Annotated in this window: 15 protein-coding genes and 1 pseudogene; 4 read left to right on the top strand and 12 right to left on the bottom strand. The window is 59.3% G+C overall.

Features of this window, described 5'->3' with window-relative positions:
- The first annotated feature begins 1 nt into the window (after window position 1).
- On the top strand, window positions 2-706 hold the full coding sequence (locus tag CGA21_RS13170; RefSeq protein WP_188264323.1) for a heme-copper oxidase subunit III family protein: 705 nt from the start codon (window positions 2-4) through the stop codon (window positions 704-706).
- A 13-nt stretch (window positions 707-719) separates the two neighbouring features.
- Complete coding sequence (locus tag CGA21_RS13165; protein ID WP_110751157.1) at window positions 720-1,037, top strand: cytochrome C oxidase subunit IV family protein; 318 nt, start codon at window positions 720-722, stop codon at window positions 1,035-1,037.
- A 21-nt stretch (window positions 1,038-1,058) separates the two neighbouring features.
- Here CGA21_RS13165 and CGA21_RS13160 read toward each other — a convergent pair whose 3' ends face one another.
- The 5 genes from CGA21_RS13160 to CGA21_RS13140 all read right to left on the bottom strand — a co-directional run bounded on the left by CGA21_RS13160 (window position 1,059) and on the right by CGA21_RS13140 (window position 4,746).
- Window positions 1,059-1,619 carry a magnesium transporter gene (locus CGA21_RS13160; protein ID WP_188264322.1) on the bottom strand — a complete coding sequence of 187 codons (561 nt, stop codon included), beginning with the start codon at window positions 1,617-1,619 and terminating at the stop codon, window positions 1,059-1,061.
- Between the two features lie 218 nt (window positions 1,620-1,837).
- On the bottom strand, window positions 1,838-2,038 hold the full coding sequence (gene yacG, locus CGA21_RS13155) for a DNA gyrase inhibitor YacG (RefSeq protein WP_110751100.1): 201 nt from the start codon (window positions 2,036-2,038) through the stop codon (window positions 1,838-1,840).
- Complete coding sequence (coaE, locus tag CGA21_RS13150; RefSeq protein ID WP_083349764.1) at window positions 2,035-2,658, bottom strand: dephospho-CoA kinase; 624 nt, start codon at window positions 2,656-2,658, stop codon at window positions 2,035-2,037. Before coaE ends, yacG begins: the two co-directional genes overlap by 4 nt.
- Window positions 2,655-3,527, bottom strand: coding sequence for a prepilin peptidase (locus CGA21_RS13145; protein ID WP_188264321.1), 873 nt, complete (start codon window positions 3,525-3,527; stop codon window positions 2,655-2,657). Before CGA21_RS13145 ends, coaE begins: the two co-directional genes overlap by 4 nt.
- A gap of 1 nt (window position 3,528) precedes the next feature.
- Window positions 3,529-4,746 carry a type II secretion system F family protein gene (locus CGA21_RS13140; protein WP_188264320.1) on the bottom strand — a complete coding sequence of 406 codons (1,218 nt, stop codon included), beginning with the start codon at window positions 4,744-4,746 and terminating at the stop codon, window positions 3,529-3,531.
- Between the two features lie 312 nt (window positions 4,747-5,058).
- On the opposite strand from CGA21_RS13140, the gene CGA21_RS13135 reads away from it, so the two are divergent.
- Complete coding sequence (locus tag CGA21_RS13135; RefSeq protein WP_083349763.1) at window positions 5,059-5,478, top strand: pilin; 420 nt, start codon at window positions 5,059-5,061, stop codon at window positions 5,476-5,478.
- A gap of 310 nt (window positions 5,479-5,788) precedes the next feature.
- Window positions 5,789-6,142 carry a BON domain-containing protein gene (locus tag CGA21_RS13130; RefSeq protein WP_110751108.1) on the top strand — a complete coding sequence of 118 codons (354 nt, stop codon included), beginning with the start codon at window positions 5,789-5,791 and terminating at the stop codon, window positions 6,140-6,142.
- A gap of 233 nt (window positions 6,143-6,375) precedes the next feature.
- On the opposite strand, the gene CGA21_RS13125 is transcribed toward CGA21_RS13130, so the two are convergent.
- From CGA21_RS13125 to panB, 7 genes and pseudogenes are all read right to left on the bottom strand, one after another.
- Window positions 6,376-9,330 (bottom strand): DUF748 domain-containing protein, encoded by a 2,955-nt coding sequence (locus CGA21_RS13125; protein ID WP_188264319.1) that lies wholly within the window; start codon window positions 9,328-9,330, stop codon window positions 6,376-6,378.
- A gap of 93 nt (window positions 9,331-9,423) precedes the next feature.
- A complete protein-coding gene (locus CGA21_RS13120; RefSeq protein WP_110751112.1) occupies window positions 9,424-10,440 on the bottom strand; it encodes a class I SAM-dependent rRNA methyltransferase in 1,017 nt (338 codons plus the stop codon).
- Between the two features lie 170 nt (window positions 10,441-10,610).
- Window positions 10,611-11,480, bottom strand: coding sequence for an oxygenase MpaB family protein (locus tag CGA21_RS13115; protein ID WP_188264318.1), 870 nt, complete (start codon window positions 11,478-11,480; stop codon window positions 10,611-10,613).
- A 112-nt stretch (window positions 11,481-11,592) separates the two neighbouring features.
- Window positions 11,593-13,513, bottom strand: a pseudogene (acs, locus tag CGA21_RS13110) (acetate--CoA ligase).
- 161 nt (window positions 13,514-13,674) lie between these two features.
- Window positions 13,675-15,339, bottom strand: a complete 1,665-nt coding sequence (pgi, locus tag CGA21_RS13105) for a glucose-6-phosphate isomerase (RefSeq protein WP_020798596.1) — start codon at window positions 15,337-15,339, stop codon at window positions 13,675-13,677.
- A gap of 221 nt (window positions 15,340-15,560) precedes the next feature.
- Window positions 15,561-16,421, bottom strand: a complete 861-nt coding sequence (gene panC, locus CGA21_RS13100) for a pantoate--beta-alanine ligase (protein ID WP_110751118.1) — start codon at window positions 16,419-16,421, stop codon at window positions 15,561-15,563.
- A complete protein-coding gene (panB, locus tag CGA21_RS13095) occupies window positions 16,418-17,218 on the bottom strand; it encodes a 3-methyl-2-oxobutanoate hydroxymethyltransferase (protein WP_188264317.1) in 801 nt (266 codons plus the stop codon). The genes panC and panB overlap by 4 nt, the downstream gene beginning before the upstream one ends.
- Window positions 17,219-17,390: the final 172 nt, after the last annotated feature.

Raw genomic sequence — 17,390 nt, 5'->3', positions numbered from 1 at the left:
CATGGCAGCGCATCCACAAGCCCCGGTCGAGTCCGATCCATCAAGCCCGTTGCCTGCACCGGGATGGCAGGGCATCGCCAGCGATTGGGCCTCGGATAAAGACGCCTTCAAGCAGGTCCCCTGGGGCAAGGCGATGATGTGGATATTCCTGCTGAGCGACACGTTCATATTCACCTGTTTCTTGACCGGCTACATGTCGGTACGCATGACCATCACCGACGCCTGGCCCAATCCCAGTGAAGTGTTTGCATTGACGATCGGCGGTAGGGAAATCCCGCTTATCCTGATCGCCATCATGACCTTTGTGCTGATCAGCAGCAGCGGCACCATGGCCATGGCCGTCAATTTCGCCTATCGCCGTGATCGCGCGAAAACCACGGCCCTGATGCTGGCGACCGCTGCCTTGGGAGTGACCTTCGTCGGCATGCAGGCCTTTGAATGGAGCAAGCTCATCGCAGAAGGGGTGCGCCCTTGGGGGAACCCCATGGGGGCGGCGCAATTTGGTGCCAGCTTTTTCATGATTACCGGTTTTCACGGACTGCATGTATCCATCGGCGCCATCTACCTCAGCATTGTGGCGATGAAGGTATTGCGGGGAGATTATGAGCGCTCCGGCAACTATCAGAATGTCGAGATAGCGGGGCTTTATTGGCACTTCGTGGACTTGGTGTGGGTGTTTATTTTTGCTTTCTTCTATTTATGGTAGAGGAGCGCGGATGATGGCGCATGTTCAAGGTCAGCAACATCCAATCAGTTTGTACCTGAAAATCTGGGGGCTGTTATTTGTCCTCAGCACACTCTCGTACCTTGTCGACTTTTTCCATTTTCACGGCTATCTCAGGTGGGCCCTGATTATCACGTTCATGTTGCTGAAGGCAGGCTTGATCGTCTCCATCTTCATGCACATGGCCTGGGAACGGTTGGCCCTGGTCTACGCGATATTGATGCCACCCTTGTGTCTGCTGGTACTTGTCGGACTGATGGCCACCGAGGCGGATTATGTTTTCCTCAGTCGGGTCATTTTCTTCGGCCAATAAGCGGCCATCAGTCTTCGGCAGTTAACCTGATATCACTCGCTTGAACTGATGCCATTTGTGCTGCCAGGCTACTGTCCAGTGGGGTGCTGCCGCTCCCGTGCCAGCGATTTCCAGCATGGGATGATGTCCGATGACCTGGTCCAGTACCGTTTCCTGATTCGGCTCAACATCCACAAAAAAGATGTGCTTGCCCTCATGCACCGCCTGCTTGAAATTGCGGAAGTGAGAGTTCGGCACCTGGAATCCAAAGAAGCCGCCTTCCCAGATGCAGAAGCCCAAGATAACCACGGCAAGGAAGACGAAGGGTGTCCAGCCTGCGGCGGATTCGGTCCAGCCCATCCAATAGGCGCCACCCAGGACCACTGCTGCGAGTGGGATACCGACCACCGCACCAATCTCACCGGAGTGAACGGCGTCCTGTTCCATTAACGAGCTGATTTCGTGGAGGTGATGTTGTTCAACATCAGCAACCTGTTCACTGAGCACATGAATTTGTTCGGAATTGATGCCGCTGGCTTCCAGCTCATTTTCAACGGCTTCAAGATCATCGAGATTGTCACTGATGTAATAGTGTCGATTCATGCCACACCTCCCATCTCGTGTTGGCGGTGAACCTCCTTTGTCCTGCAGCCAATCATCGAGATTTTGCCGTCGGTAACGGTACCCGTGGGGAACGTTGCACATTCATGCAATTCGAGAGAAGTATAGCATTCGCTAATACGCTGGATTTCGGGGCGCAAGCTCTAACAGCCAGGGCCTGGCCCACTCCCTGGCACAGGCCAGGCCCCTGATGATCCGGATCAGTGGCGCGGGTCGAAATCGCCGCTGAACATTTCGTCCTCGGCATCCGGGGCCACTGGAATCTTGTGCTCTTCCGACGCCCAGGCGCCCAGGTCGATCAGTTTGCACCGGTCCGAGCAGAACGGCCGGAATTTGCTCTCGGGGGTCCATTCGACTGGGGCACCACAGGTTGGGCATTCGACGGTTGAAATCTGGCTCATGACTGGCCTCCACGCAAAGTAAGGTAAAAGTGATGCAGGCGTTCGACCTCGCTGTGCAGCCAGGCGAGGTCGCGGTCATTGACCACTACGTCGTCGGCATGGCTTAGGCGCTCCTGACGGCTGGACTGGGCCTTGAGGATCGCCTGGACCTGCTGTTCGCTGGTCTGGTCACGCCGCAGGGTGCGCTCGATCTGTAGCTGTTCGGGGGCATCGATCACCAGGACCCGTTGGGTCATGGCGTACTGGCCGGATTCAATCAGCAGTGGCGAAACCAGAATCGCGTAAGGTGATTTTGCCAGCGCCAGGTGATGGGCAATCTCTTCGGCGATCAGCGGATGCAGCAAGGCTTCCAGCCAGAGGCGTTGCTCCGGTACTTCGAAGATCAGTTTACGCAACGCGGCGCGGTCCAGTTGCCCGTCGGCTTGCAACACCCCGGGACCGAAGTGTTCGGCAATCTTTGCCAGCGCCGGCCGACCGGGTTCCACCACCCAGCGCGCGGCATGATCGGCATCGACCGCATGCACGCCCAGGTCGATGAAATGTTGGGCCGCCGCACTTTTGCCGCTGCCAATGCCGCCGGTCAAGCCGAGAATCCAGGGTTTTTCCACAGGGTTATTCATTTCAGACCGACAAACTGCCAATAGAAGGCGGTTATTTGACCACCCCAGAGCAAGGCAATCCAGCCGGCAATGGCCAGATAGGGGCCAAAAGGGATCGGCGTCGATGTTTGTGCCTTGCGCAGGCGCAGGTAAATCGCGCCGATGATCGCACCCGCCAGGGATGACAAGACGATCGTCAGCGGCAGGATCTGCCAACCGCCCCAGGCGCCAAACATCGCCAGCAGCTTGAAATCCCCATGCCCCATGCCGTCCTTGCCGGTGATCAGCTTGAACACCCAGAACACTGTCCACAGCGCCATGTAGCCGGCAATGGCACCCCATAACGCCTCAGGCAATGGCACGAACAGATCGAGGCTGTTGACGATCAGCCCCAGCCACATCAGCGGTAGCACCAGTACATCGGGCAATAGTTGATGCTCGGCGTCGATCAGGCTCATGGCCAGCAAGCCCCAGGTCAGGAGCATCGCCATGCCGGCTTGCCAGCCGAAACCGAAGTGCCAGGCAATGAACGCCGACAGGAGGGCGCAGGTCAGCTCAGTCAATGGATAGCGTTTGCTGATCGGCGTCGCGCAGGCTGAACAGCGCCCGTGCAGGAACAGGAAGCTGAGCACTGGAATGTTTTCCCAGGCGCGAATCCGGTGCCCGCAATGTGGGCACTGGGAATGCGGCAGCATCAAATTGAAAGTCGGCAGCGGCGTTTCGCCGGGCAGCCCGAGGATCTCATGGGCCTGCACGCGCCACTCGCGCTCAAGCATCTTCGGCAGGCGCCACACCAGCACGTTGAGGAAGCTGCCGACCAGCAGGCCGACCACCCCGGCGATGACGACGAAAGCCAGTGGGTAGTGGGTAAGAATTTCGTTCAAGGGCATGTCAGATCGCTGAACCGAGTTGGAAGATGGGCAGGTACATCGCGACCACCAGGCCGCCGACAATAACACCCAGCACCACCATGATGAACGGTTCCATCAGGGTGGTGAGGGAGTCGACCATATTGTCGACCTCGTCTTCGTAGAAACCGGCCACCTTGTCCAGCATGTCGTCGAGTGCGCCCGACTCCTCGCCTATGGCGGTCATCTGAATGGCCATATTCGGGAAAATACCGGAAGTGCGCATGGAAAAATTCAGCTGCATGCCCGTCGCAACGTCCTGTCGGATGCGCAACACCGCGCGTTTGAACACGATGTTGCCGGTGGCGCCGGCCACCGATTCCAGGGCCTCGACCAGCGGCACGCCAGCGGCGAAGGTCGTCGACAGCGTGCGGGCGAAACGGGCCACGGCGGACTTGTGCATCAAGGTCCCCACCAGCGGCAGTTTCAGCAGCCAGGTGTCCATTCGGTCACGAAAACCTTGCGAGGTTTTCAGGGCGTGGCGCACAGCGAAAGCAGCCGTGACCAGTACGCCCAGCAGCATCCACCACCACGCTTGCATGAATTGCGACAGGTCGATGACCATCAAGGTAAAGGACGGCAATTGAGCCCCAAAGCCCTTGAACACCGATTCGAATTGCGGCACCACCTCGACCAGCAGGATGCCAGTCACGATGATCGCTACACACACGACGATCAGCGGGTAGGTCATGGCTTTCCTGATTTTCGCCTTGAGACTTTCGCTTTTCTCCTTGTAGGTCGCCACCCGTTCCAGCAGCGTGTCCAACGCGCCAGCCTGCTCCCCGGCGTCCACCAGGTTGCAGTACAGCTCATCGAAATATTGCGGTTTCTTACGCAAGGCGGTGGCGAAGCTATTGCCCGCCGCCACTTCCTGTTTCACCTCATCAATGAGCTTGCGCATGGCCGGGTTATCGAAGCCTTCACCGATGATGTCGAAAGACAGCAACAACGGCACGCCGGCTTTCATCATGGTTGCCATTTGCCGGGTGAAGAGGGCGATGTCCTGGGCCTTGATACGTTTGCCCTGATTGAAAATCGACGTGGTTTTCCTGCGCACCTTGCCGGGGTTGATGCCCTGCTTGCGCAATTTCGCCTTGATCAGTGCCGGGTTCTGGGCGCTCAATTCGCCCGTCACCTTCGTACCTTTCCTGTCTGTGCCTTCCCAGGTGTACACACTGGTTCTTGCTGCCTTGACTGCCATGTTCAGTCCTTGCTGACCCGGTTATAACCGCCGTTGCATTGATCGCAATCGGCCGCCTCATAGATCGTGAATGTGCCGATGCGTTCCTCGGGGTTCCGGGCGCAAGCAATTGAAGACTTATAGCCTAGTCAAGCGGGGGAACAAAACCTGCGGTCCTGAGGTGACAAAAAGTGTCAGATAGTGCGTTTTCTGGGGCCAGGAAGGGCTTCGTGGCAATGATTGCACCCCGGAATACGGCACGCCGGGCTTGGCATGGGCTGTGCTGCAGCAGGTGCAGATCATGAGATTTCCACTCATGCACGGAGGCTGTCATTGAATAATCAGAAAGGCTTTACCCTGATCGAGTTGCTGATAGTCGTGGCGATCATCGGGATCCTGGCGACGTTTGCGATCCCTGCTTACTCCAAGTACCAGGCGCGGGCCAAGGTCACGGCAGGTCTGGCCGAGATTTCAGCATTGAAGGTGGCGTTTGAAGACCTGATGAACCAAGGGACAGACCCGGACCTGACACAGGTGGGCGGCTCCGCCACCACGTCCAACTGCGCCACGACCGCAGTGGGCAAAGCAGCAGAAGGTACGGGCACGATTGGTTGCACAATCCTCAATGCTCCGGCGCAGGTGTTGAATAAAACCATTACCTTGACCCGCTCGTTGAATGGCTGGACGTGCACCACCGGTGTCGAACAGGAGTACGCGCCGAAAGGCTGCAAGGGCGTTGAGCCAAAGGCCTGACCCATAGCTTGTTGCCCCGATACCCCGCTCAGTGCGGGGTATTTTTTTGCTCGCCGTTCAAAGATTTCGAGTAATTGAGAAAACTTCCAACAATTCATGGCCTTAGGCCTTCTTTAAAACCCGCAACTTGCATGTAGATAATTTCCAACTCATGCATTTTGCATGATTGTGAAAAATGACTGTTTTTATAAGTCGTTGATTTATAAGTAATTGTTGTCTGTTTCAAAGTTGGCACAGCGTTCGCAATATCTCTGGTAACCCTGCTGACAAGCTAACCAGCAGACTTTCCAGAAAAACAGGAGTTACTCGTATGAAGAAGTTCGCTATTGCTGCCGCTGCTGCTACCGCGTTGACCCTGACCATGGCCAACGCTGCATTTGCCCAGGCTCAGGTCACACAAGGCCCTATGATGCTGGCCGCCGGTGAAATGACCGAAGCGAAAGAGGATGTTTCCGATACCTGGATCACTACCAAAGTCAAATCAGACCTGGTCACCGAAAAAGGCATTCCAGGTACCGATATCAAAGTGGAAACCAACAAAGGTGTTGTGTCCCTGTCGTCCACCGTTGCTGTAACGGATGCACAGAAAGCCACTGCCGTGGCGATCACCAAGAAAATCAAAGGCGTCAAGGCGGTCTCCGCTGACGGCCTGAAAGCCGAGTAAGGCAAGACTTCTCGCCTGGACTGGGAGAAGGCGCGGCAGACGGGCTGAGTCATACGTCTGCCGCAACTTAGAAGTTCATGCGACCGGCCATAAGGATGTGGCCATTACAGGCCCCGGCATTCGTGTCGGGGCCTGTTCTATTCAAAGCAGATATCGCAGCCTTCGGCAGCTCCTACATGGGTTTGCGTAGACCAGTAGGAACTGCCGAAGGCTGCGATCTTTTGCTGTTGCCGTTATTCGGCGTCCAGATGCAGGGGCGTAACGACCTTTCCGTCTTTTTCCGCTTCGCCCAACTGGGCATCGATGAAGTACACACGGTCATCGGCGAGCTGGCCTTTATCGACCAGATAGTCCTTGATGCTGCTGGCGCGCTCCTGGCCCAGCTCACGCAACAGCACTTCGCTGGAACTCCAGAACTGGATCACCTGCTCGCGCATTTTCGCGGTGCGTTCTTCTTTGCCCAGGTCTTTCCATTCAGCAGGTGGCTGGACCTTCAGTCGCGTGCGGTAGATCCCTTCCAGCAGCGCACCTTTCTCGCTATCGGGTACCTCCAGCAAATTTGCCTTGGCCGGAACCTTGTCGCCACGGCGCTGGAGCATTTTGTAGTAGTTGTACTGATATTCCCGTTCCAGGCGTTGCTCGGCGAGCAACGGGCCATCGCTGCTCTTGGCAGCAGTGCCTTCGATTTCCAGGCGCAGGGCCGGACGTTCCTTCAGGGCCTGGGACAGTTTGACCAGTGCCGCTTCGGCGTCCTTGTTCAGTTCGCTTGAACCCGGGGCGAATGCCACGGTACCCAGGTCTTGCGAGCCACCACCGGCCACCAGGCCACCAATGAGTTTGAACGGCGCAGCGGCGGCCTTGACGATCAGGTTGCGCAGGGTCTGCCAGACAATCGGCATCACGCTGAACTGTGGATTGTTCAGGTCACCGCTGACCGGCAGTTCAATGGAAATCTTGCCATCGACATCCTTGAGCAAGGCGATGGCCAGTTTCAATGGCAGGCTCACGGCGTCCGGGCTGTCGACCTTTTCGCCCAGTTGCAACTGTTCGACCACCACTTTGTTCTCAGCCTTGAGCTGTCCCTTGACGATCACGTAATGCAGATCGAGGTTGAGTCGGCCCTTGCGGATGCGATAACCGGCGAACTTGCCGGAGTAGGGGGTTAATGTGGTCAGTTCCACGCGTTTGAAGCTGGTGGCGATATCGAGGCTGGCCATCGGGTCGAACGGGTTGACCGCGCCCTTGATGGTCACTGGTGCATAGCGGTCAACCTTGCCCTTGATATCGACACTGGCCGGTTTCGCCTGACGGCTGTCGATGGTGCCGATCGAACCGTTGAGCTGCTGAATGGCGGTGGCGAAGTTCGGGGTCAGGCTGAAGTCGGCGAAATTCGCAGAACCGTCGTTGATGGCAATGCCGCCGATGTGGATGCCCAGGGGCTTGTCCTTGCTGGCGGTGGGCTTGGCGGCGGCGGGCTTGGCGCCGGCGTCGGCCGGTTGCGGGATCAGCAGGTCATCGATGTTGGTGGTCCGGTCATCGTTGATCATGAAGCGCGCATAGGGTTGCAGCAGATTGATCTTGTCGATCGACAGGCTGTCGCCGTGTTGGTAGTTCAGGCCTTCTACCACCAATTGTTGCCACTTGAGAAAGTCGCGGGTTTTCAGGGTATCGAGGGTATGCAATTGATCGACCTGGGCGCGGCCGGTGACGCTGAGCGCCAGCGGATCGGTGCTTTTCAGGTTGACCGCCAGGTCGCTGCCGAGCATGCCACTGCGCAGTTCCAGGCGAATGAACGGGCTGATGTAGGACTGTGCTACACGCAGGTCGATGTCCTTGGTCTGTACGTTGAGTCGGGCGCTGACCGGGTCCAGGTTGACCTCGCCATCGGCCGTGAGCTTGCCCTGTTTGCCTACGCCGGTGTCGAGCTTGAGGAGGAAGGGCGAGCCATTGAGACTGTCGAACTTCTGCAAGTCGAGATTCAGCGGGCTCAGTTCCAGTTCCACCGCAGGTTGTGCTTTGCGGTCCGCCAGATGCACTTTGTAATCGCGCAATTGCACATCATTGAGAAGCACTTGCCACGGTTTGCCTGGCGTCGCGGGTTCGGGTTTCGGCGAATCGGCCGCCGCCGGGGTGCTCGGCGGTTCGGCGTTGGCCTTGGCCGCTGGTCTGGACGGTTGGCTGGCGAACAGTTTCTGCCAGTCGAGTTGCCCGTCGGCTTCCAGGGCTGCCCAGGTTTCGAGCTTGTGGCTGCGGATCTTGCCAACCACCACTCGTTGCTTGGCCAGGTCGACAGTGGTTTCGCTGATGTCCAGGCGTTCGAGCTTCGCCAGCGGCCGTCCATCCGGGGCTTTGATCGCGAAGGGGGCGATACTGACCGCGACATTGTTCAACAGCAGTTCGGTTTGCTTGGACAGGTTGAGTTTGTAATCGGTACTGAGGCTGAGTACGCCGCTTTCGAGGTCCAGCGGCACGGCGTCGCGCACATAGGGCCAGAAAGCTTTCATCTTGCCGTCGGTGATTTTCAGCTTACCTTCGGAGGCCAGCGGAATCAGGCTGAAGTTGCCGGTCCAGTCGATCTGGCCGCCGTTGGGACCAATTGCCACCAGCGTCATGTCGGCACTGTCTTCCGGCAGGGTGCTGAGGTTCTTGAGCTCGAAATCGAGCTTGTCGTAGAGGAATTCGATGGCTTCGCTGGGGCGCGCATCCTTAAAGTGCAGCGATCCGTCCACCAGCTTGATGCGGTCGATGCGCAGCGGGAATGGCTTGGCGTCAGGGTCGACGGGTGTCGGTTCGCTGGTCGGCAATTTGAACAACCCGATCAGGTTGAGCTTGCCGTCCTTGCCGAAGAGCACCTCGGTCTTGGATTTCTCCAGCTCGATATCCGACAGGTGCAGCGCTTTGGTCCAGAGGCTGTCGAGTTGCAGATTGGCGTACAGGCGTTCGAAGCCAACCTGCTCCTTGCCGGGCTCGCCAATGTTCAGGCCCCAAAGGGTTACTTCAAGGCTGAACGGGTTGAGTTCGATCCGCTGGATCGTGGCGGGCGTCGTGGCGTAGTTGGCCAGTTGCTGGTTGGCAACGCGCAACGCGATGCCGGGCAAAATGAGAAAGCCCAGCAGACTGTAGAGGGCCAGAGCAGTCAACAAGGCGCCGATGGCGCGAATCAATCCTTTGTACATGTATGGCTTCATCTGTCTGGATCGGAGTGCCTTGGAGTATGGCACGCGATTTCGGTTCCGAAGCCCTCACATCGAGCGGGATTTATCTGAAAACAACGGCGACTTTCAGAACTGCAGAATCAGGGTTTTCAGCGGGGGCTGCTGGTCCATCGACGGGAAGTCATCGCCGGGTTTCATGACTGTCCACTCCCGTACCGGCCGACCAGCCTTCTCGGCGCAACGCAAGACCTGCTCGCGCCAGTCGTCCATGCTGACTTTTGCCAGGTTGTTGCAGCAGATCAGCACGCCATTGTCAGCGGTGGTCAGCAATGCCGGCTTGAGCAGGCTCTGGTAGTCGCGAAGCAGGTCGACGGTGCCAAAAGCACTCTTGGCCCAGGCAGGGGGATCGAGCAGCACCAGGTCGTACTGGCGTTGGTCCAGGCGCTGGTAGCTCGGCAATTTCTGCCCACGACGCTGGCTGACAGGCAGGCCGGCCAACTGGCGAATGGCCGGGAAGTAGTCGGACTGGATGAACTCCATGGTTGGCAGTTGCGGGTTGAGCAAGCCATTCTCGCGCCCGACCGCCAGGTTGCCTTCGGCGAAATCCAGGTTGCACACCTGGCTGGCACCACCGGCTGCGGCGCTGAGGCCGACCCCGCAGGTGTAGGCGAACAGGTTCAGCACGCGCTTGTTCTTGCTGTGCTCCTTGACCCAGCCACGGGTGTTGCGCAGGTCGAGGAACAACAGCGGGTCTTGCCCGGCGTGGCGCCCGCGTACCCGGTAATTCAAGCCCCACTCGTGGCCAACCAGGTCTTGCAGTGCGGCTTCTTCGGCGCGGTAGACGGTGTCTTCACGGTCGATGCGCGAGTTGCCACGGGAGCGGTCGTTATAGACCAGCAGGGTTTCCAGCCCCAGGTATTGATTGACGATTTCATGCAAGTGCAGCAACGCCTCGCGGTCCAGCGACTGATGGAAGCTCTGCACCATCAGTTGTGGGCCATAGCGGTCGATCGTCAGCCCTGCGGCGCCTTCCTGGCTGCCATGGAACAGGCGATAGCAGTCGGTGCCCTGGCTGTGCAACTCGGCCAGCAGGTCCTGGCGATGTTCAAGGGCGGCGCGCAGCGCCTGATTCAAGGAAGACATGCTGGGCGCCTTGCAGGAGGAATTGGGCGCGGGAGTTTAACAGCTTGAGCGCAGTAGCACTTGTAGGAGCGAGCATGCTCCGGGCGGCGTTCCGACGATGATCGTCAACGATGACGCTGGGTGCCTGACACTCCGCGCAGTATTCAAGTCCATCGCGAGCATGCTCGCTCCTACGACAGGCCCATACGCCGTTTCGCACGATGCACCGAGCCATTACGCACCGCCCAGCGCAGCATCGGCGCACTGCGATTGACACTGGCGCGGATCAGTTTGCGTTGCAGCGGCCCCTGGCTTACACCGAGCATGCCACTGGCCCAATCCGGCAGCAGGTCGATTCCGGCCTGCATCATCAACCCGCCGAAAGGCCTGGCCAAACGGCTGGGGGAGGGGGCGTTCAACAACAGTCGAAGTACCTCACGACTACGTTCGTCGCACAACAGTTGCGGGCGAACGCGCTCAAGATAAGCGGCAATTTCCTGCCGGCAGCGCGGCACGTCACGGGCGCCCAGGCGCTCGGCGACTAACGCGATCTCTGCGTAATAACGATCCTGGTCGGCCAGGGACAGTTGCGGATTTCGATAACGCAGGTGCGCTGCGAGGAAGTTGCTGACCTCGGCGACGTGCACCCAGGTCAGCAGGTCGGGATCGCTGGCGGCATAGTGCCGGCCATCGGGCGCGGTGCCGGTGATTTGCAGGTGGATGGTGCGCACCTTTTCGATCAGCCAGTCGGCGTCCTGTCGTGAGCCGAAGGTGGTGCCGGAAATGAATTGCCCGGTGCGGCGCAGCCGACCGAGCATATCCTCGCGAAAATTCGAATGGTCCCACACACCGGCCAAGGCCAGCGGGTGCAACGCTTGCAGCATCAGGGCGCTGATACCGCCGATCAACATGCTGCTGAAATCGCCGTGGACTTGCCAGCTCACCGAATCCGGTCCGAACAGCCCGGGGTCGCCCTTGGGGTTTTCCAGGTCGAGCTTGCCCAGGGACAGGCCGGTCAGGCTCATGATCTGGGTTTCGATGCGGCTGCGAATAAATTCCATGGTGTCTCGATGATTTTCCGTAGGAGCTGCCGCAGGCTGCGATCTTTTGATTTTGTTTTTCAAGATCAAAAGATCGCAGCCTGCGGCAGCTCCTGCAGGAGGCGGCAGTACGTTATTGGTTCAGACGCTTGTCGATCAAGCCCTGGACCACGCTCGGGTCGGCCAGGGTCGAGGTATCTCCCAGGCTGTCCAGTTCGTTACAGGCAATCTTACGCAGAATGCGCCGCATGATCTTGCCTGAACGGGTTTTCGGCAAGGCCGGCGCCCATTGGATCAGGTCGGGCTTGGCGAAGCTGCCTATCTCCTTGCTGACGTGGGCCAGTAAGGTTTTCTTCAGTTCTTCATTGGGCTCGACGCCGTTCATGGGCGTGACAAAGGCGTAGATGCCCTGGCCCTTTACGTCGTGGGGGTAACCGACCACGGCGGCTTCGGCGATGCTGTCGTGCAGTACCAGGGCGCTCTCCACTTCGGCGGTGCCGATGCGGTGCCCGGAGACATTGATGACATCGTCGATGCGCCCGGTGATCCAGTAGTCACCGTCTTCGTCGCGGCGGGCGCCATCGCCGGTGAAATAGTAGCCGGGATAGGGCTTGAAGTAAGTGTCGACCATCCGTTGCGGATCGCCGTAGACGCTGCGGATCTGCGCTGGCCAGCTTGATTTCAAGGCGAGCACGCCGCTGCCGGCGCCTTTGATTTCCTTGCCATGTTCGTCCAGCAACACCGGCTGCACGCCGAACATCGGTTGTGTCGCGCAGCCTGGTTTGATCCGTTGCGCACTGACCAGCGGGCTGAGCATGATGCCGCCGGTTTCGGTCTGCCACCAGGTATCGACAATTGGGCAGCGTTGTTCGCCGACGACATTGAAGTACCACTCCCACGCTTCCGGATTGATCGGTTCACCGACGGTGCCGAGCAATCTGAGGCTGGCGCGGGACGTTTCCCGCAACGGTTCTGCGCCCTCGCGCATCAGGGCCCGCAGCGCGGTGGGGGCGGTGTAGAAAATGTTTACTTTGTGCTTGTCGATCACCTGCCAGAACCTCGAGGTGCTCGGGTAGCTCGGCACGCCTTCGAAGATCAGGGTGGTGGCGCCATTGGCCAGGGGCCCGTAGACGATGTAGCTGTGGCCAGTGACCCAGCCGACATCGGCGGTGCACCAGAAAACTTCGCCGTCGCGGTAGTCCAGGACATACTTGAAGGTCATTGCCGCTTGCAGCAGGTAGCCCCCCGTCGTGTGCAGCACGCCTTTGGGTTTGCCGGTGCTGCCGGAGGTGTAGAGGATGAACAGCGGGTCTTCGGCGTCCATCGGCTCGGGCGGACAGTCGTCGCCGACGTCACGCAGTGCCTGGTGATACCAGAGGTCGCGGCCTTCGACCCAGTTCACCGGGTTCTGGGTCCGTTCCACCACGACCACGGTGCTGACATCCGGGCAGCTTTGCAGCGCTTTGTCGACATTGTGCTTGAGCGGCACGAACTTGCCGCCGCGCACGCCTTCGTCGGCGGTAATCACTGTGCGACAGTCGGCGTCGAGGATCCGGTCGCGCAACGAATCCGGCGAAAAGCCACCGAACACCACCGAATGCACTGCACCGATGCGTGAGCAGGCGAGCATGGCGTAGGGGCATGTAGATGCACACACGGTCGCCTTTCTTTACGCCACGGCTCTTGAGCACGTTGGCCAGGCGGCAGACGTAATGGTGAAGCTTCTTGTAGGTGATTTGCGTGGATTCGGCGGGGTCGTCGCCTTCCCAGATGATCGCGGTCTGATCGCCGCGTGTTGCCAGGTGACGGTCGATGCAGTTGTAGCTGACGTTCAGTCTGGCGCCGGCAAACCAATGGGCTTCACCGGTTTTCAGATCGTAGCGCTGGACGGTTTGCCACGGAGCGCTCCAGTCGAGGAAGCGGGTGGCTTGTTCGGCCCAGAAGGTGCTGGGGTGCTCGATGGATTCGCGGTACAGGCGGTGATAGTCGTCCTGACTCAATTGTGCAGCCCGGCGCACGGCATCGGCTTTGGGGAACGTGCTGATATCGAACATGACGGTTCCTTCTTCTTGTTTTGAGGACAAGAGGGGAGCTGCGCGACCCTCGTAGGAGCTGCGCAATGCTGCGATCTTTTGACTTTGCTTTTAGAAGATCAAAAGATCGCAGCCTGCGGCAGCTCCTACAAGGTTAGTACCCCCGCAGGAATGGCGTCAGATCAGCCGCGGTGGCGCCCGCGGAAGTAGTTGATCAAGCCCTGGGTGGACGCGTCGTCAGCCGGGGTTTCCTCGCTGCCGACCAGGCGGTTGTAGACGCCTTTGCCCAGCTCTTTGCCCAACTCCACACCCCATTGGTCGAAGGCATTGATGCCCCAGATCACGCTTTGCACGAAGACTTTGTGCTCGTACATTGCCACCAGCGCACCCAGGCGCCGCGGGCTGATGCGCTCGACCACCAGGGTATTGCTCGGACGGTTGCCCGGGATCACCTTGTGCGGCGCAAGGCTCTGCACCTGTTCTTCGCTCATGCCTTTGTCACGCAGCTCGGCCTGGGCTTCGGCCAGTGTCTTGCCGAGCATCAACGCCTGGCTTTGCGACAGGCAGTTGGCATACAGCCACTGGTGATGGTCGGCCACCGGGTTGAAGCTGACGATCGGCACGATGAAGTCAGCCGGGATCAGTTGGGTGCCTTGGTGCAGCAACTGGTGGTAAGCGTGCTGGCCGTTGCAGCCTACACCGCCCCAGATCACCGGGCCGGTATCGGTGCTGACGGGCGTACCATCCTGGCGCACGCTCTTGCCATTGGATTCCATGTCCAGCTGTTGCAGGTGCTTGGTGATGTTGCGCAGGTAGTGGTCGTACGGCAGGATCGCGTGGCTTTGCGCGCCCCAGAAATTACCGTACCAGACGCCGAGCAGGGCCAGCAGCACCGGCATGTTCTGTTCGAAGGGGGTGTTGAGGAAGTGCTGGTCCATGGTGTAGGCACCGGACAGCAGTTCCTTGAAGTTCGACATGCCGATGGCCAGGGCGATCGGCAGGCCGATGGCCGACCACAGCGAGTAACGCCCGCCGACCCAGTCCCACATCGGGAAGATGTTTTCTTCGCGGATGCCGAACGCCACGGCGGCAGCGTTGTTGCTCGATACCGCAATGAAGTGGCGATGCAACTCGGCTTCCGAACCACCCTGGGCCAGGTACCAGGCGCGTGCGGCCTGGGCGTTTTTCAGGGTTTCGAGGGTGTTGAAGGATTTCGACGAGACGATGAACAAGGTGGTCTCGGCGCGCAGTTTCAGCGCCAGTTCGTGGAACTCACTGCCATCGATGTTCGCCAGGTAGTGGCAGCGCACGCCTTTCTGGGCATAGGCCAGCAGGGCTTCGGACACCAGCTCGGGGCCGAGGAACGAACCGCCGATGCCGATGTTGACCACGTCAGTGATCGGCTTTTCGGAGTAGCCGCGCCACAGGCCATCGTGGATGCGGCCCACCAGGTCAGTGATTTGGTTCAGTACCTTGTGTACTTCAGGCATCACGTTGACGCCGTTGACCGACAACTTGTCGCCAACCGGGCGACGCAGGGCGGTGTGCAGGGCGGGGCGTCCTTCGGAGGCGTTGACGATTTCGCCATCGAACAGCGCCTTGATCGCGCCCTTGAGGTCGACTTCGTCGGCCAGGCCTACCAGCAGGTCACGGGTCTGGGCGTTGATCAGGTTTTTCGAATAGTCGAGAAACAGGCCGCAGCTACTGAGAGTGAATTGGGTAAAACGCTGCGGGTCGGCGTTGAACGCCTCGCGCATGTTGAAATCCTGCATGGCCTGGCGGTGATCTTTCAACGCTTGCCAGGCGGGCAGGGCGGTCACGTCGTGGGGGGTGCGGTAGTACGCCATCGCTGCGGGTTTCCTTTTACTTGAACTGCCTTTAAGACACTGAAAATACCGGAATGTCCTGACCACCGTCTGAGTGGTATCCGGTTAGCCTGCGTGCACACGATTAAATAGCGCAGGCCGGTAACAGTAAACCCAGAGAGACGATCTGTCTTGGCTTTGTCGGACCTGCGACCGGTACTTTTTTATACCGGCGCAGTCGTGGGGGAATTGTGGGGGGAATTTCAGGCGGGGGTGTCGAGGTTCAGGTGCAAATTGTCGATCAAGCGCGTCGTCCCCAGGAACGCCGCCACCAGGATCACCAGGTCGCGATCTTCAGGGGTTGCCGGGCGCAGGCTCATACCATGACGAATTTCCAGATAATCGGGACGCAGGCCCGCCGCTTCGAGTTGTTGCAGCTTGGCGCGGATCAGGGCCGGGTAATCGCGCTCACCCTGCCTGATCGCTTCGGCGATCTCGCTCAGCGTGCGATACACCACCGGTGCCACGGCGCGCTGCTCTTCGGTGAGGAAGCCATTGCGCGATGACAGTGCCAGGCCATCCGCCGCCCGCACCGTTGGCTCGCCAATGATCTGGATCGGCATGTTCAGGTCATGCACCAGCGCGCGAATGACCGCCAGTTGCTGGAAGTCTTTCTGGCCGAAGATCGCCAGGTCCGGCTGGACCATGTTGAACAGCTTGCTGACCACCGTTGCCACACCTTCGAAATGCCCTGGACGGCTGGCGCCGCACAGGCCTTCGGAAAGTTGCGGGACGCTGACGCGGGTCTGTCCGGCCATGCCGTCGGGGTACATCTCTTCAACGGTTGGCGCGAACAGCAGGTCGCAGCCGGCTTCAAGGAGTTTTTCCTGGTCGGCGGCGAGGGTGCGCGGGTATTTGTCGAGGTCTTCGCCGGCACCGAACTGCAACGGGTTGACGAAAATGCTCGCGACCACGAAATCCACCCGTTGGGTGGCCTTGGTGATCAGCGCGACATGACCGCTGTGCAGGTTGCCCATGGTTGGCACAAAGCCGATGCGCTTGCCTTCACCGCGGGCACGGGCCACGGCGGCCCGCAATTCGCGGACGGTTTTGACGGTGTTCATGCAGAGAATCCATGTTCGATGCCAGGGAAAGTCGACGCCTTGACTTCGCTGACATAGGCGCTCAAGGCGGCGTGAATGCTGGTTTGGCCGGTCATGAAGTTTTTCACGAACTTGGGCACGCGACCGGTAATGGACAAGCCCAGCATGTCATGCAGCACCAGTACCTGGCCGTCGGTGTGGTGGCCGGCGCCAATCCCGATGACTGGAATGCTCACGGCCTGGGTGATTTCTGCGGCCAGTTCGCTCGGCACGCACTCGAGCAGCAACATCGCCGCGCCGGCCTGTTCCAGGGCAATGGCATCGGCACGCATCTGCCGCGCCTGGTTTTCATTGCGACCCTGGACCTTGTAGCCACCGAGGATGTTCACCGATTGCGGGGTCAGGCCCATGTGGGCACAGACCGGAATGCCTCGTTCCGCCAGCAGGCGGATCGAGTCCGCCAACCACAATGCGCCTTCGACCTTGATCATGTGAGCGCCGGACTGCATCAGCAGGGCGCTGTTGGTCATGGCCTGTTCCGTGGTGGCGTAGGCCATGAAGGGCAAGTCGGCAAGGATCAAGGCGTCGGTGTTACCGCGTTTGACGGCCGCCACGTGGTAAGCCATTTCGGCGGTGGTCACCGGCAGGGTGCTGTCATGACCTTGCAGAACCATGCCGAGGGAGTCGCCCACCAGCAGCACTTCGACGCCGGCCTGGTTGCAGGCATGGGCGAAGGTTGCGTCATAGCAGGTCAGCATGGTGATTTTTTCACCTTTGTGCTTGAGACCTTGCAGAGTGGTCAGGGTGATGGCTGGCATGAAAAGTTCCTCATTCAGGCGCTGTGGAAACTACTGCGAGTAACGCGCGTGATTCTTCGTTAAATACAGGCGCACGGTCTTCTGTCGTGCTTTTAAGGCCTGGATTGCGCCCTTGATGCCGTGATGGCGGCAGCGGGACGCCTATAGTCGTGAGGAGAACGTGGGAAGTCAA

Source organism: Pseudomonas sp. PSB11, assembly GCF_014596605.1.
Taxonomy (GTDB): domain Bacteria; phylum Pseudomonadota; class Gammaproteobacteria; order Pseudomonadales; family Pseudomonadaceae; genus Aquipseudomonas; species Aquipseudomonas umsongensis.
This window is presented reverse-complemented; position numbering and strand designations above follow the sequence as displayed.

Coding starts and splice junctions, on each gene's coding strand:
- CGA21_RS13160 (WP_188264322.1), bottom strand. CDS start 1,619: ATGAATCGACACTATTACATCAGTGACAATCTCGATGATCTTGAAGCC.
- yacG (WP_110751100.1), bottom strand. CDS start 2,038: ATGAGCCAGATTTCAACCGTCGAATGCCCAACCTGTGGTGCCCCAGTC.
- CGA21_RS13130 (WP_110751108.1), top strand. CDS start 5,789: ATGAAGAAGTTCGCTATTGCTGCCGCTGCTGCTACCGCGTTGACCCTG.
- panC (WP_110751118.1), bottom strand. CDS start 16,421: ATGAACACCGTCAAAACCGTCCGCGAATTGCGGGCCGCCGTGGCCCGT.
- CGA21_RS13145 (WP_188264321.1), bottom strand. CDS start 3,527: ATGCCCTTGAACGAAATTCTTACCCACTACCCACTGGCTTTCGTCGTC.
- CGA21_RS13120 (WP_110751112.1), bottom strand. CDS start 10,440: ATGTCTTCCTTGAATCAGGCGCTGCGCGCCGCCCTTGAACATCGCCAG.
- panB (WP_188264317.1), bottom strand. CDS start 17,218: ATGCCAGCCATCACCCTGACCACTCTGCAAGGTCTCAAGCACAAAGGT.
- CGA21_RS13125 (WP_188264319.1), bottom strand. CDS start 9,330: ATGAAGCCATACATGTACAAAGGATTGATTCGCGCCATCGGCGCCTTG.
- pgi (WP_020798596.1), bottom strand. CDS start 15,339: ATGGCGTACTACCGCACCCCCCACGACGTGACCGCCCTGCCCGCCTGG.
- CGA21_RS13140 (WP_188264320.1), bottom strand. CDS start 4,746: ATGGCAGTCAAGGCAGCAAGAACCAGTGTGTACACCTGGGAAGGCACA.
- CGA21_RS13115 (WP_188264318.1), bottom strand. CDS start 11,480: ATGGAATTTATTCGCAGCCGCATCGAAACCCAGATCATGAGCCTGACC.
- CGA21_RS13165 (WP_110751157.1), top strand. CDS start 720: ATGGCGCATGTTCAAGGTCAGCAACATCCAATCAGTTTGTACCTGAAA.
- coaE (WP_083349764.1), bottom strand. CDS start 2,658: ATGAATAACCCTGTGGAAAAACCCTGGATTCTCGGCTTGACCGGCGGC.
- CGA21_RS13170 (WP_188264323.1), top strand. CDS start 2: ATGGCAGCGCATCCACAAGCCCCGGTCGAGTCCGATCCATCAAGCCCG.